Below are 14,258 nucleotides of genomic sequence, written 5' to 3' on the forward strand. Positions count from 1 at the left end.
CTTTCGGGGCAGTCGGAGTCTTTTTGGCAGCCATTGCTAAGGGAGGGATTGGTGAAGTACTTGCGCTTACGCAAAATCAAGTTCGGCAGTCGATGTACGCACCGGATTAGACGCTCCGTAGACAATAGCAGCAACGAGTACCAACAAAAAAACTCCTGCCCGGCATACGCCGAGCAGGAGTTTTGATAAAATATAACTAACTGACTATGAACTAGTTATTGTAGTGGCCGTTGGCTTCCTCCGTTTGGGGCTGCTCTTCCAGCGAAGGATAATCAATGAAACCCTTGTCGCCGGGCACGTAGAACGTGCTGAAATCAGGCGAGTTGAGGGCGGCCCCAACGCGGAAGCGCTCGGGCAGATCGGGGTTGGCGATGAAGGGTACACCGAAGGCAATCACATCAGCCTCGTTGTTGGCAATGGCCTGATCTGCAGTTTCTTGCGTGTAGCCCCCGTTCAGGATGAAAGTACCGTTGAAGATCTGACGCAGGTGCGCGGCTACGACCGGTACGCCTGCCGCGGCCGCCATCGGATGGCCTGGGCGCGCCTCGATTACGTGCAGGTAAGCGAGGTTAAACTTATTGAGTTGCTCGGTTATGTAGCTAAACGTTTTCACGCGGTCAGAGTCCTGGATGCTGGCGCTGCCTTGGGGTGAGAAACGAATGCCCACGCGGTCGGCGCCCAACTCATCTGCCACTGCTTCAACCACTTCCAATACAAAGCGCGCCCGGTTTTCGAGGCTGCCGCCGTACTCGTCGGTGCGCTGGTTGGAGCCATCTTGCAGAAACTGGTCGAGCAAATAACCGTTGGCCCCGTGGATTTCGGCGCCGTCGAAACCGGCAAGCTTGGCGTTGCGGGCCGCCAAGCGGAATTGCTCTACCACGCCCGGAATCTCGCTGAGTTCGAGCGCACGCGGCGTCGGAACTTCTTCAAATCCTTGGCCCGTAAAGGCTTTCACGCCTTCCGGCTTGATGGCCGACGGAGCTACGGGCAACTCGCCATTGTGGAAAAACGGGTGCGAAACGCGACCCACGTGCCACAGCTGAATAAAAATACGACCGCCCGCGGCGTGCACAGCGTCCGTAACTTTCTTCCAGCCAGCTACTTGCTCATCTGAGTAAATGCCGGGCGTGTTTATGTAGCCCACACCCTGTAGCGAAACCTGCGAACCTTCCGTGATGATCAGGCCGGCCGAAGCGCGCTGCACGTAATATTCGATGATGGAATCAGTCGGGACGTTGCCTGGGTTGGTGGCCCGGCTGCGCGTCATGGGCGCCATTGCCAGGCGATTAGGGAGCGTAAGGGCGCCCACTTGAATGGGCGTAAATAGATTTGGAACTTGGCTCATGATCGTAGAATGAAGGGGAGCAGGTGCTCAAAAATTGGTTTTGTTCGATTTGATTTTATGCAACTGATAAGGTGTGCAAAAGGTTTTGGCGAGCCTTCCCCGTAGTTTGTTACCACGGCAACGGCTGGCCTTTGTGAAAAAAGCCGCCCGTAGGACCATCGCTGGGCAGCGTCGCCAGCTCAACGGCCGTGCGTGCACCTTCTTCGATGCTGAGTGGCGCGCCTTCGCCGCCAAGCTCCGTTTTTACCCAGCCGGGATGCGCCGAATTTACTTTGACGGTGGTGTCTTTTAACTCTCTGGCTGTAAGCACCGTGAGCATGTTCAGCGCCGCTTTCGACGACATGTAGGCCGGCATCAAAAAAGGGCTGTTGCTCATGGCCGTAAGCGAACCCAGGCGACTGCTGTGGTTGACGATGCGGCCCGCCGGACTTTGCTTAAGCAGCGGCAGCAGTGCCTCCGTCACGGCAAAAACCGCGAACACATTGATCTCGAACGTGCTCCGAAACAGCGCCACCGTAGCGTTGCCAGTAGGGTCTTCCTGCACCCCGGCGTTGTTGACAAGAATATCAAGCCGGCCAAAACGTTGCTGAAAGAAAGCGGGCAGCGCGGCCACCTCCTCGGCGTTGGTTACGTCGAGCTGCACGGCGTGCGCATCGAGGCCTTCCTGACACAATTGGTTGGCGGCTGCGTTGCCGCGAGCCTCGTCGCGAGCGCCAATCACTACCGTAATGCCTTGCTGGCCTAGTTGACGGGCTATTTCCAAGCCAATGCCTTTGTTGCCGCCCGTAACCAGGGCTACTCTCTTTGCCGGTTCGCTCATGTGTTGCCGCGCTAATCAGTTGCGGCGTATAGAAGCGCTGGCGTGGGCAAAAGGTTACAGCAACTACTTGCTACTCCGGATAATGATTAAAATTAATATTTAGTAATTAATTGATTATCAATACATTGCATTAAAGCCTGTCGGCAAGCTTCCGGCAGTGCCGCATCATTGTAACTGCCTACTGCACAACCACTTCTACCCGACGGTTGCGCGGCCGTTGTTTGGGGTCTTGGTTGTCGGCGACGGGGCGCATGCCGCCGTAGCCGCGGGCCGTAAGCCGCACCGAATCAATGCCTTGCTGCACCAGATACTGCCGCACCACACGGGCGCGCTGCTCCGAAAGCCGGAGATTTAGCGCGGCTTCGCCTACATTGTCGGTGTGGCCGGCTATTTCCATGCGCAGTGCGGGCTGCTCGCGTAGAGTGCGAGCCAAGGCATTGAGCACAGGGCGCGAAGTCGGCAGCAGGGTGGCAGTGCTTTGGGTAAAATACAGGTTGGGCAGCGTCACGACGTCGCCTTTGCCCAATGCCGACATATCGGGCAAGGATGCCGCTTCGTCGGTGACAGGCTCGGGCGCAGACGCTACCTTGGGCTGTGCTGCAATTGCCCGCGGCCGACGGCCTGTTGGTAACGCCGCTTTTAAAGGCGTAAGTATTGATTTTCTGGGAGGTGTTGTCGGGGCGGCGGCTACTACAGGTGTATTGTTTGCTGTCGTTGAGCGGGCTGCAACGGCGGGCTGAGGCCGAGCTGATTTAGGCAGAATAGGTACGGCAGAGGTTGGCATAGCCGAATACAGATTGGTAGTCGGGATGGGCTGGGGCGCTTCGGTGGAGTTGGGTAGCTGCCAAGCCAGCAGCGCCCGCGTGTCCTTTTCAACCTGATAATAGTCTACCTGCAGCGAGTAGTACCGGCCTGCCGTTAGCCGTTGGTGGGCCGTATAAACGGCGGCAGCCTGGTTTTGCCAAGAGTTTAAGATTTTCCGGCCGCCTACCCGTACGCGCATGCCGTCATCGGTCGTGATTTGAAAAGTGTAAACCCCTGTTACTGGGGCATATAGGTACCCCGTCCAGTGCACCGAAAACTGCTCGCCGGGTACGTTCGGCCCGGGCGATATCCACCGGCCTTCCCCTCGGGGGCCGATGGTCCAGTTAAAATCGATCGTTTTGTCGATGCGGGTTAAGGCCAGCTTCTCGAAATTCTTGCCGTCGAAATAGTCGCCTTTCAAACCGTCGCCGGCGGCAACCTGCGCCATGCTCACCTGCGCTACACCGAGCAGCATCAACGACAGCAACCGCACCAATGCTTTCATGCGCAACCTCTGCTAAGTAAATGATCCACACCGTTGTTGGGCTAACGCGGCAGCTTTTCTTGTTAGTATATAGAAAATAAAATATTTGCGAATGCGCATCCGGAGAACAGATAATCGGGCGGTAAACCAAGCCCGCGGCAAGTCCGTTTATTTTTCGGTGTTTAGGATGTACCTTTGTTGTGATACTTATCCAGAAAGACCGAGGGATTGGGCCCTACGACGTCTTGGCAACCTGACCGCGAAGCAAGGTGCCAACTCCCATTTCGCCCTCTTGGAGGAAACGAAAGAAGATAAGTACGGAACCTGCACCCGCAGTTTTCTCTTTCTGGATAGGTTTTTTGTACCTGCCGTTTTGAAAGAGAATCTATGAAGACGCACTGTTCCGACTCGCCCCTCTACTCCATCCTGCAACAACGCATCCTGGTGCTCGACGGCGCCATGGGCACGATGATTCAGCGCTACACGCTGGACGAGGAGGATTTTCGGGGGCCGCGCTTTGCCAATCATCCCAAGCCCTTGCGCGGCAACAACGACCTGCTCTCGCTCACGCGCCCCGATATTATTCGCAACATCCACGCGGAATATTTCGCTGCCGGGGCCGACATGGTGGAGACCAATACCTTCAGCGGTACCTCTATCGCGCAGGCCGACTACGGATTGGAACACGTTGTGTATGAGCTCAATTACGAATCGGCGCGGCTGGCCCGCGAAGTAGCCGATGAGTTTACGGCCCAAGACCCCAGCAAGCCGCGCTTTGTAGCCGGTGCCATTGGGCCAACCAACCGCACGGCCTCGCTTTCGCCCGACGTAAACCGCCCCGGCTACCGTGCTACCACGTTCGACGAGTTGGCCACGGCTTACCACGAGCAGGTGCGCGGCCTCATCGACGGCGGCTCCGACGCGCTGCTGATCGAAACCATTTTTGACACGCTCAACGCCAAAGCGGCGCTCTATGCCGTGCAGCGCTTCTTCGACGAAGGTGGCAAAGTTGTGCCGATCATGATTTCGGGCACGATCACCGACGCTTCCGGCCGCACGTTGTCGGGGCAGACGGTGGAAGCCTTTTGGAACTCGATTCATCACTTGCCACTCTTGAGCGTGGGCCTGAATTGTGCCCTGGGCGCTAAGCAGCTCAAGCAGTACATTCAGGAACTGAGTCGCATTGCCAACGTGCACATTTCGGCGTACCCGAATGCGGGCTTGCCCAACGCGTTCGGCGGCTACGACGAGTCGGCGCAGGAGTTTGCCGAAGTGGTGGAAGATTACCTCCGCGATGGCCTGCTGAACGTGGTCGGTGGCTGCTGCGGCACCACGCCCCAGCACATCGGCGAGCTAGCCAAGTTGGCACCCCAATTTGCGCCACGCCCCTTGCCTACGGTGCCGCAGGCGACGCGCCTCAGCGGCCTCGAACCCTTTGGTATTTACGAAGATAGCCTCTTTGTCAACGTTGGAGAGCGCTGCAACGTGACGGGTTCGCGGGCGTTTGCGCGCCTCGTCCGGACCGGGGCGTACGAGCAGGCGTTGGCTGTGGCGCGCGAGCAGGTAGAAGGCGGCGCGCAGGTGCTCGACATCAACATGGACGAAGGCATGCTTGACTCGGAGCAAGCCATGACCACGTTTCTCAACCTCATTGCCTCCGAGCCCGACATTGCCCGCCTGCCCATCATGATCGACTCGTCGAAGTGGAGCGTGTTGGAAGCCGGTCTCAAGTGCGTGCAGGGCAAAAGCATCGTCAACTCCATCTCGCTAAAAGAAGGCGAGGAGGTTTTCAAGCAGCGCGCCCGCACCGTGCGCCAGTACGGTGCCGCTGTCATCGTGATGGCCTTCGACGAAGACGGCCAAGCCGACTCGTTGGAGCGCCGCAAAGAGATTTGCCAGCGCTCCTACGACATTCTGGTCAACGAGCTGGATTTTCCGGCCGAGGACATCATCTTCGACCCCAATATCCTGACCGTGGGCACCGGCATGGAGGAGCACCGCAACTACGCCCTCGACTTCATTGAGGCCGTGCGGTGGATCAAGCAGAACCTGCCCGGCGCCCGCACCAGCGGCGGCGTGAGCAACATCTCATTCTCGTACCGCGGCAACGACGTGGTGCGCGAGGCCATGAACTCGGCTTTCCTCTACCACGCCATTCGGGCAGGGTTGGATATGGGCATCGTAAACCCCAGTCAATTAGCGGTTTACGACGAAATTCCGCCGGACTTGCTGGAGATGGTGGAAGACGTGCTGCTCAACCGTCGCCCCGATGCTACCGAGCGACTCGTCGATTTTGCCGAGACCGTCAAGCAAAAAGACAAGGTGGAAGTGGTGGCCGACGCGTGGCGCAGCCTGCCCGTCGCCGAGCGCCTGCAACACGCCCTGGTGCGCGGCATCACCGATTTCATTGAGCAGGATACCGAGGAAGTGCGGCAGCAAGTTGGTCGGCCGTTGGAAGTGATCGAAGGCCCCCTGATGGCCGGCATGAACGTCGTGGGCGACCTGTTTGGTGCCGGCAAAATGTTCCTGCCGCAAGTCGTAAAATCGGCGCGCGTAATGAAGAAAGCGGTGGCTTATCTGGAGCCCTACCTGCTGGCCGACAAGCGCGGACAGGAGCGCCAAACCGCGGGCAAGATTCTGCTGGCCACGGTGAAGGGCGACGTGCACGACATCGGCAAGAACATCGTGGGCGTGGTGCTGGCCTGCAACAACTTCGACATCGTGGACTTGGGCGTCATGGTGCCGCTAGAGAAGATTTTAGAAGAGGCTGTTAATCAACAAGTTGACATTGTGGGCCTGAGCGGCTTGATTACGCCTTCGCTAGACGAAATGACGTACGTGGCCGCCGAGATGGAAAAGCGCGGTATGAAAATTCCGTTGCTCATCGGCGGGGCTACTACCTCGCGCCTGCACACAGCTGTCAAGATTGCGCCGGCATATTCCGGCCCCGTGGTGCATGTGCACGATGCCTCGCGCTCGGTGGGCGTGGCGGCGGGCCTGCTCGGCTCCAGCGAAGCGGCTTATGCGCAGACGGTTGCCGATGATTACCGCCAGCTACGCGAAGACCACGCCGGCCGGCAGCGCGACAAGCACTACCTGAGCATTGAAGCGGCACGCCAAAATCAGTTTAAAGCCGATTGGCAAACGACGCCTATCACCAAGCCTACCTTCCTCGGTACCAAGGTGTTAGAAGATTACCCGCTGGCGGAACTGGCTGAGTACATCGACTGGACGCCGTTCTTTCATACTTGGGAGCTGAAAGGCCGCTACCCGCGCATTCTGGAAGACGAAACGCTGGGCGAAGCAGCCCGCAAGCTGTTTGCCGACGCGCAGACGATGTTGCAGGAACTAATTGATAATAAATCAATTACGGCTAGTGCGGTGCTGGGCTTCTGGCCTGCCAATACTGTTGGCTACGATACCATCGAAGTGTACGCCGACGATACGCGCGAGCAAGTCACCACGGAGTTTTTCACGTTGCGGCAGCAAGGCGAGAAGGGGCCGAAAATCCCGAACCTGGCTTTCTCCGACTTTGTGGCGCCCAAGGAAACGGGCCGACAGGACTACATCGGTGGGTTTGCCGTGACGGCGGGCATTGGCATCGAAAAGCTGATCGAGAAATACGAAGCCGACCACGACGACTACTCCAGCATCATGGTGAAAGCCTTGGCCGACCGCCTCGCCGAAGCCTTTGCCGAGCGCCTGCACCAGCGCGTGCGCGAAGAATTCTGGGGCTATTCGGCCGACGAGAAGCTGACGAAGGAGGAGCTGATTCAGGAGAAATACCGCGGCGTGCGGCCCGCGCCCGGCTACCCCGGCTGCCCCGACCATACCGAGAAAATTACCCTGTTCAAGCTGCTCGACGCGGAGCAAAAAACAGGCATCACCCTCACTGAAAACCTAGCCATGTACCCGGCCTCGTCGGTGAGCGGCTTGTACTACGCGCACCCTGATTCCCGCTACTTCGGCTTGGGCCGCATCGGCCGCGACCAGGTGGAGGACATCGCCCAGCGCAAAAACATGCCGGTCGAGGAACTGCAACGTTGGCTCGCCCCCAACCTCAACTACGACCCGACCAGCATTCCCGTGACGGCGCTATAACGGCACGATTCCCCTACTTTTTCAAGGAGGGGTGCCCGAAGGGCGGGGTGGTAAAGTCGTTGCTTGGTTGAACGCAAAACTCCTGTAAACAACGCCCTTTACCACCCCCAACTCGCGCCGCTTGATGCGCGGAATTTAAAAAGGAAGCTTAGCTTATCATTACAACGACTCTCCAATTGAAAATTGGAGCTGCCCTATGAAAGTAACCGAACATTTAGAGCGCGCCAACGGCAAAACGCTATTCTCCTTTGAAGTGCTGCCGCCGCGTAAGGGTGAGAATATCAAGAACTTATTCTCGAATATCGAGCCTTTGATGGAATTTAAGCCGCCGTTTATCGACGTCACCTATCACCGTGAAGAATACGCGTATCGCAAGCGGCCCGGCGGGCTGCTGGAGAAGGTGACCGTGCGCAAACGGCCCGGGACGGTCGGCATTTGCGCGGCCATCAAAAACCGTTTCGACGTGGACACCGTGCCGCACCTGATTTGCGGGGGCTTTTCTAAGGAGGAAACCGAGAACGCGCTGATTGACTTGCACTTCCTGGGCATCGACAACGTGCTAGCCCTGCGTGGCGACCCCATCAAAACGGAATCTCATTTCGTGCCCGACCCCAACGGCCATGCTTACGCTTCGGACCTGATTGCGCAGGTAGCCTGCATGAACAAGGGCCACTACCTCGACGAAGAGCAGGAAGACTCGTTTGCGACCGACTTCTGCATCGGCACGGCCGGCTACCCCGAAAAGCACTTCGAGGCGCCCAACTATGGCGCCGACATGCGCTACCTGAAGCAGAAGGTGGAGCGCGGTGCCAATTACATCGTGACGCAGATGTTCTTCGACAACGAGCAGTTTTTTGCCTTCGAAAAGAAGTGTCGGGCGGCGGGCATCAACGTGCCCATTATTCCGGGCCTGAAGCCCATGACCACCAAAAGCCAGCTGACCATGCTGCCGCGCACGTTTTACCTCAACATTCCGGAGGCGTTGGCCGAAGCCGTGCACGACGCTCCCGACAACGCGGCGGCCCGCGACATCGGTATCGAGTGGTGCATCAACCAATCGAAGGAGCTGATGGCGCACGGTGTGCCCTGTCTGCACTATTACTCTATGGGCAAGGCCGAATCCATTCGTCGGGTGGCGGCGGCCTTGTTTTAACTGTCATGTTATGAGATACTTATAAAAGCGTCTCTGAAATATATTATCACTGGAAAGACCGCTCGATGTAGCGGTCTTTCTTTATTTGGCGTATATCTGTCCGACGTAAGGGCAAATCGTTTCTTCGCAATCCGCATCCCCATGGACCGTCAGCAGCAACTCGACGACTTATTTGCGCAACTGCGCAACGCTGCCGCGCCCGCTGAGATGGAAGCGTTGCAAAACGGCATCTGGCAGCTGTGGCTCGATACCGGCGATCAGCTCCTGAACAAGAAGCTTGAAACCGGTATGCGGCTGCTGGCAGCCGGCGACTACACCACGGCCATTGCCAGTTTCACAACGCTGATCGAGCAGAAACCCGATTGGGCCGAAGGCTGGAACAAGCGGGCAACGGCGCACTACCTGCGCGGCGAGTACCGGGCCTCCTTGCTCGACGTGGCCGAAACGCTGCGGCGCGAACCCCGTCATTTTGGGGCGCTGGCCGGATGGGCTACCATGTTGCGCATGCTCGGCGACGACCGCGGCGCCCTGCATGTGTTGCAGCGCCTCTCGAAAATATGCCCTCAGCTGCCGGGACTACAAGACCAGATTCATGATCTGCGCGACCGTCTCGACGATGCTCATGGTTAGCTAAGTTACTATTGCACAACTAAAAGGATACTTGTATATTTCCGGTGTGAAGGTATTGGGGTTTGGCCCCACCCAAGACTCAATACAGGCTTAAAGTTCTCAAAAAGCCACTTCATTGGACCTTTTATTTATTTCCCACCCGCCCGTCGTTTGGCTGTAATAGAACGAAACTAAGAATGAATTAGTCTGGTTGAGCGCCTTTTTGAGGTGGCTGGCAGCGCGTTTCTTCTGGTTTAGCATTTCTACGCACCCTTATGAAAAAACACGTACTCATTTTTTTACTGTTTCTGTTGCCCGCCTTGTGCTGGGCCCAACGCGTCCGCAAAACCGAATGGGAAAGTGGCACCCTTGAAAAAGGCGACAAAGTAGGCGTCTGGGAATACTATGGCTACACCCGCGACGGCAGCCAGGTTATTTTGCAGAAGTACGACCACACCACCAAAAAGCTCCTGTTCTTCCGGCCCATCGAAGACATTTTCTACGACGTAGAATTGCAACCCGGCCAATGGACCAAAAGCCGCGTCGATCAGCCGCCGATGTTCATTGGCAGTGATCCGGCCCTGGCCACTTACACGGCCAAACTTAATTACCCCTTGGCTGCCCAGGATCGGAAGCTGCAAGGCAAAGTCATTGTGTCGTTTGCCATCGACACCCTGGGTCAGATATCGAACCACAAAGTGGTGGCCGGCGTGGGCGGCGGTTGCGACGAAGAGGCCCTGCGCGTGAGCCGCACCATTCCGAACCAATGGATTCCGGCCCGCAAAAACGGGCGTGCAGTCCCCGTTGTTTACGAGATGCCGTTTGTGTTCCGGCTCAAGTAGCATCCTGGGGGCGGGCCTTTGCGTATGAAACGCCCATGAACTCCCTCACGCCCCGCTTTTCGCTTTTTGCCACCGGCTTACTAGTCGGAAGTGCCACCTTTTTGCTCACCGCCTGCGACTCAACGCCCCGCGAGCGGCAGGAGGTCGTGCGCAATGAAGCCCGCAAACTGGATACTCTCGCCGACCGCGCAGGCGACAAGCTCAAAACTGCTGGCCGGCGGGCGGCGCGCTACGACTCAGCGGCTCGGGTGCGCGCGCGCCAGCCACTCGACGCAGCAGCTTCGGCTACTTTCACGCAGGAATTGCTGGGCACGTATTCCAATATCGATGGCCTGACCGCCGAAACCATCGATCCGGCCTACACCCAGTTCATGCGCCAAGTTCGGGAGCGCCGCCACCAATGGACGCAACGTGACTGGGACTATGCTACGGCGGTGTACAGACGCCTGAATGCCCGCCTCCGCGACGTGCGCCTCGACGTGCGCGCCCGCAATGAAGTGCACATCCGCGCCTTGCAAACCGAATTCCTAGGTTTGGAAAATGGGCGCGATGTAAAGGACTTGAGAGAAGCAATGAAAGATAAATAATTGATAATCAATTATTTATATATGAACTAGATCAGAGCTAAACAGCTAGCTCCCCTCCTTTTTTAAGGAGGGGTTGGGGGTGGTAAAAAGCGTTGAACGGCAACTAGCTCTAGTTTTCTAATTCTAACCAACCACCCCCAACCCCTCCTTGAAAAAAGGAGGGGAGCTTTAGCTTCTAGGCTTAGTTATAAAAGTCTGATATAAAGCATTTTAAATCACCGAAATTGCGCCACTTTCTTCTTTGGTTTGTACTGGTGGCGATAGGCATGGAGGTCCATGCTCAAACCCCGCTGATCGAAAGTGCCGAAACGGTGCCGGCGGCCAGCCAGTGGCTACAGCCCGGCGATCGGTTGCAGGTGCGACTCAAAGGGCAGCCCGGCAGCAAAGTTACGTTTTTGGGTAATCAGCCCATGACGGAGCTGGATGCCGCGCTGACGAAGGGCCAGCGTGGTATTTACCAAGGCACGTACGTAGTGCAACCCGGCGACACGCTGCACAATCGCCTGATTATCTTTCAGTTACTAACACCTGATAGCCTGCAAGCTACGGCACAGAGTAAGGCGCAAATCCGGTTTCTGAACCCCAACGAACTGCAACTTGCCGTTACCAAAGGCGCGCTGCCGTACCTGAATTACGGTTTGGGGGAAGACCGACTGGGCGGCGCCAAAATTGGCTACCTCGATTCGTTGGTGCAGCTGCACATCACGGGCCGTGTGGGCAACCTATATCGGGTGCAACTGGCTGAAAACCAAACGGCTTGGGTGCCGCAGGAAGTTGTGCGCCTGCTGCCGCCCGGCGGCTTTGTACCGACCTCGCTGACCGGATCGTGGAGCGTATACGGCGATTCGCTCTACGACTACGTGCAGGTGCCGCTTGAGGCCCGCCTACCGTACCGCTCTCAGCTTCTGACCGAACCCACACGCCTGGTGGTGGATGTATTTGGAGCCACTTCCAATACCAATTGGATCACGCAGCGCGACGGTCTGCAAGAGCTAGGCGACGTTCATTACGAGCAGCCCCAGCCTAATGTGTTCCGCTTGGTGCTTAACCTAAAGCATATCCAGAGTTGGGGCTATTCTATTGGTTATCGCAATAATACCTTGGTAATCAAGGTGAAACGTCCGCCGCAAAAATTGCAGCTGCGCGGCCTCACCGTCGCGGTAGATGCCGGGCACGGCGGCACCAACGTGGGCGCTACCGGGGCCAGCGGCGCCCGCGAAAAAGACCTGACGCTATCCATTGCCCAAAAACTACGGCACGAGCTGGAACAAGCCGGCGCCCGCGTCATCATGACGCGCGAAGCCGACGTTACCGTCGAAAACGTCGATCGGGTATTGTTGCTGCGCAAGGCCAACCCGGATTTGCTGGTCAGCGTGCACGTCAATTCGGCGGGGGGCGGGGCGAGCCAAGGCACCAGCACCTATTATCGCTACGTGGCGTTCCAGCCGTTGTCGGTGGCACTCTACGACGAGATGCGCAAAACCGGCCTGCAGGGTGCCGGCAACGTCGGGAGCTTCAACTTTGGCCTCAACGGACCCACCGACTACCCCAATGCGCTGGTGGAAACGGCCTTCATTTCGAACCCCGAAGATGAGAAGCGCTTGATTGACCCGGCGTTTCAACAGCAGATGGCTGAGCACATGGTGGCAGGGCTAAAAAACTTTCTGCGCAACACGCGGGCAAAAGGGCTGCGGGGCTGGTTGCAACACGAGCCCGCCGAGCAGTAAGCGGGGCTTTTTGGACGTGCTACAACCCGCAACTGCCAGCTATAGTTTTTTAGCAAAAAATATCCATTGCTTCTCGCAGATCGGTTTGGAAAGATTCTACCTTGTTGAAATTCAACACGTATAGTAACCGCCTGCTGGTCGGGCCGAGGAGCTATCGGTATCTATTTTCCCCACCAAATCCCATCATCTCATGGCAACCGCTTCCATTCTGGACCGCAGCCGCACCATTGCGGGCCCAGGCTTCAACCGCTGGCTGATTCCGCCGGCGGCGTTGGCCATTCACCTTGCTATTGGGCAGGCCTATGCCTTCAGCGTGTTCAAAAATCCGCTGGGCTCGCTCATCAGCCACGACGTCGCCAAGCCCGCCCCGGAAGACTGGACGGCCGGCCAGATTGGTTGGATCTTCTCGATCGCTATTGTGCTGCTGGGGCTTTCGGCCGCGGTTTTTGGCAAATGGCTGGAACGCGTCGGGCCCCGCAAAGCCATGCTGGCGTCGGCGCTGTGCTTTGCGGGCGGCTTTTTTATTGGGTCGCTGGGCGTACACCTGCACTCGCTGCCGCTGCTGTATTTCGGTTACGGCTTCGTGGGCGGCATCGGGCTGGGCATCGGCTACATTTCGCCGGTCAGCACCCTGATTAAGTGGTTTCCCGACCGGCCGGGCGTGGCTACAGGCATGGCCATCATGGGTTTTGGCGGCGGCGCCATGATCGCTTCGCCGCTGTCGGTAGCGCTCATGGACCGTTTCAAATCGCCAACCGACAACGGCGTAGCCGCAACCTTTATCGTGCTTGGGCTTATCTATTTGGTATTCATGCAGTTAGGCGTCTGGACCATTCGGGTGCCCGCCGATGACTGGAAGCCCGAAGGCTACGTGCCCAACGCCCAGCACAGCGCCCTCATCACCACCGGCAACGTACTGGCCGACGAGGCCATCAAAACGCCCCAATTCTGGATGCTGTGGATTGTGTTGTGCATGAACGTGACGGCCGGCATCGGCATCTTGGAAACCGCCTCGCCGATGATTCAGGAGATTTTTTCTGACAAATTTATGGGCACCGGCAAAGGGGTGACGGCTGCCGCGGCGGCGGGTTTCGTGGGCTTGCTGAGCTTGTTCAACCTGCTCGGCCGCTTCTTCTGGTCGTCGGCCTCCGACAAATTCGGCCGCAAAACCAACTACATGATCTATTTCGGCTTAGGCATTGTGCTGTATGCGCTACTGCCGACGCTGGGGCGTAATGTTTCGCTAACGTTCTTTGTGATAGCCTGTTGCGTAATTCTGAGTATGTATGGCGGCGGGTTTGCTACGCTCCCTGCGTACCTGAGCGACTTGTTCGGGAAAAAGCAGGTGGGTGCCATCCACGGCCGTGTGCTCACGGCGTGGTCAACGGCAGGTATCTTGGGGCCAACGCTGGTTAACTACCTGCACGACAATGCGAAAGCCAAAGGCCTGACCGGTGCCGCTTCGTTTCAGTCGTTGTTTTACACCATGGCGGGCCTGCTTGTGATTGGCTTTCTGGCCAACTTGGCCATAACGGCCGTCAACGAAAAGTATTTTGTGCATGAAGAAGCCGCCCGCAAAGTCCCTGCTTAATTTTCTTCTCTTTGTAACTGACTGACAATCATATGGAACCGAAAGTAGATCCCGTTGTGTCGGAGGAGCCAACCTCAGGGCTGGCGCTGGCCATTTCGTGGCTGTTTGTGGGCGTGCCGTTGCTGTGGGGCGTGTCGCAAACGTTTATAAAAGCCTTGGCGCTGTTCCAATAGAGCACGAGCTTTTACCTGCAAA

11 protein-coding genes and 1 riboswitch are annotated in these 14,258 nt (G+C 57.4%); of the genes, 8 read left to right on the plus strand and 3 right to left on the minus strand.

Features of this window, described 5'->3' with window-relative positions; translation table 11 throughout:
• Window positions 1–211: 211 nt before the first annotated feature.
• The 3 genes from FHG12_RS09435 to FHG12_RS09445 all read right to left on the minus strand — a co-directional run bounded on the left by FHG12_RS09435 (window position 212) and on the right by FHG12_RS09445 (window position 3,474).
• Window positions 212–1,345, minus strand: coding sequence for an alkene reductase (locus FHG12_RS09435; RefSeq protein ID WP_139515493.1), 1,134 nt, complete (start codon window positions 1,343–1,345; stop codon window positions 212–214).
• Between the two features lie 109 nt (window positions 1,346–1,454).
• Window positions 1,455–2,165 (minus strand): SDR family oxidoreductase, encoded by a 711-nt coding sequence (locus FHG12_RS09440; RefSeq protein WP_139515494.1) that lies wholly within the window; start codon window positions 2,163–2,165, stop codon window positions 1,455–1,457.
• A gap of 178 nt (window positions 2,166–2,343) precedes the next feature.
• Window positions 2,344–3,474 carry a PA14 domain-containing protein gene (locus FHG12_RS09445; RefSeq protein ID WP_139515495.1) on the minus strand — a complete coding sequence of 377 codons (1,131 nt, stop codon included), beginning with the start codon at window positions 3,472–3,474 and terminating at the stop codon, window positions 2,344–2,346.
• A 183-nt stretch (window positions 3,475–3,657) separates the two neighbouring features.
• Window positions 3,658–3,771, plus strand: a riboswitch (SAM riboswitch).
• 69 nt (window positions 3,772–3,840) lie between these two features.
• Here FHG12_RS09445 and metH point away from each other — a divergent pair.
• The 8 genes from metH (at window position 3,841) to FHG12_RS09485 (ending at window position 14,236) form a co-directional block, all read left to right on the plus strand.
• Window positions 3,841–7,554, plus strand: a complete 3,714-nt coding sequence (gene metH, locus FHG12_RS09450) for a methionine synthase (RefSeq protein WP_139515496.1) — start codon at window positions 3,841–3,843, stop codon at window positions 7,552–7,554.
• 196 nt (window positions 7,555–7,750) lie between these two features.
• Window positions 7,751–8,707, plus strand: a complete 957-nt coding sequence (gene metF, locus FHG12_RS09455) for a methylenetetrahydrofolate reductase [NAD(P)H] (RefSeq protein ID WP_139515497.1) — start codon at window positions 7,751–7,753, stop codon at window positions 8,705–8,707.
• 141 nt (window positions 8,708–8,848) lie between these two features.
• Window positions 8,849–9,337, plus strand: coding sequence for a tetratricopeptide repeat protein (locus FHG12_RS09460; RefSeq protein ID WP_139515498.1), 489 nt, complete (start codon window positions 8,849–8,851; stop codon window positions 9,335–9,337).
• Between the two features lie 254 nt (window positions 9,338–9,591).
• On the plus strand, window positions 9,592–10,158 hold the full coding sequence (locus FHG12_RS09465; RefSeq protein WP_139515499.1) for an energy transducer TonB: 567 nt from the start codon (window positions 9,592–9,594) through the stop codon (window positions 10,156–10,158).
• Between the two features lie 35 nt (window positions 10,159–10,193).
• Entirely contained in the window at window positions 10,194–10,745 is a 552-nt protein-coding gene (locus tag FHG12_RS09470) for a hypothetical protein (RefSeq protein WP_139515500.1), read from the plus strand.
• A gap of 224 nt (window positions 10,746–10,969) precedes the next feature.
• Window positions 10,970–12,472, plus strand: a complete 1,503-nt coding sequence (locus FHG12_RS09475; protein ID WP_139515501.1) for an N-acetylmuramoyl-L-alanine amidase — start codon at window positions 10,970–10,972, stop codon at window positions 12,470–12,472.
• A 190-nt stretch (window positions 12,473–12,662) separates the two neighbouring features.
• Complete coding sequence (locus FHG12_RS09480; RefSeq protein ID WP_139515502.1) at window positions 12,663–14,063, plus strand: L-lactate MFS transporter; 1,401 nt, start codon at window positions 12,663–12,665, stop codon at window positions 14,061–14,063.
• Between the two features lie 32 nt (window positions 14,064–14,095).
• The gene (locus tag FHG12_RS09485; protein ID WP_139515503.1) at window positions 14,096–14,236 is read left to right on the plus strand and encodes an MFS transporter small subunit; all 141 of its coding nucleotides are present in this window, start codon (window positions 14,096–14,098) and stop codon (window positions 14,234–14,236) included.
• Window positions 14,237–14,258: the final 22 nt, after the last annotated feature.

Origin of the sequence: Hymenobacter jejuensis, assembly GCF_006337165.1 — a bacterium.
GTDB lineage: Bacteria > Bacteroidota > Bacteroidia > Cytophagales > Hymenobacteraceae > Hymenobacter > Hymenobacter jejuensis.

What these genes read in the sequence shown, in the direction of transcription:
- metH (WP_139515496.1), top strand. Translation starts at nt 3,841, where the DNA reads ATGAAGACGCACTGTTCCGACTCGCCCCTCTACTCCATCCTGCAACAA.
- FHG12_RS09465 (WP_139515499.1), top strand. Translation starts at nt 9,592, where the DNA reads ATGAAAAAACACGTACTCATTTTTTTACTGTTTCTGTTGCCCGCCTTG.
- FHG12_RS09460 (WP_139515498.1), top strand. Translation starts at nt 8,849, where the DNA reads ATGGACCGTCAGCAGCAACTCGACGACTTATTTGCGCAACTGCGCAAC.
- metF (WP_139515497.1), top strand. Translation starts at nt 7,751, where the DNA reads ATGAAAGTAACCGAACATTTAGAGCGCGCCAACGGCAAAACGCTATTC.
- FHG12_RS09470 (WP_139515500.1), top strand. Translation starts at nt 10,194, where the DNA reads ATGAACTCCCTCACGCCCCGCTTTTCGCTTTTTGCCACCGGCTTACTA.
- FHG12_RS09485 (WP_139515503.1), top strand. Translation starts at nt 14,096, where the DNA reads ATGGAACCGAAAGTAGATCCCGTTGTGTCGGAGGAGCCAACCTCAGGG.
- FHG12_RS09480 (WP_139515502.1), top strand. Translation starts at nt 12,663, where the DNA reads ATGGCAACCGCTTCCATTCTGGACCGCAGCCGCACCATTGCGGGCCCA.
- FHG12_RS09440 (WP_139515494.1), bottom strand. Translation starts at nt 2,165, where the DNA reads ATGAGCGAACCGGCAAAGAGAGTAGCCCTGGTTACGGGCGGCAACAAA.
- FHG12_RS09445 (WP_139515495.1), bottom strand. Translation starts at nt 3,474, where the DNA reads ATGAAAGCATTGGTGCGGTTGCTGTCGTTGATGCTGCTCGGTGTAGCG.
- FHG12_RS09435 (WP_139515493.1), bottom strand. Translation starts at nt 1,345, where the DNA reads ATGAGCCAAGTTCCAAATCTATTTACGCCCATTCAAGTGGGCGCCCTT.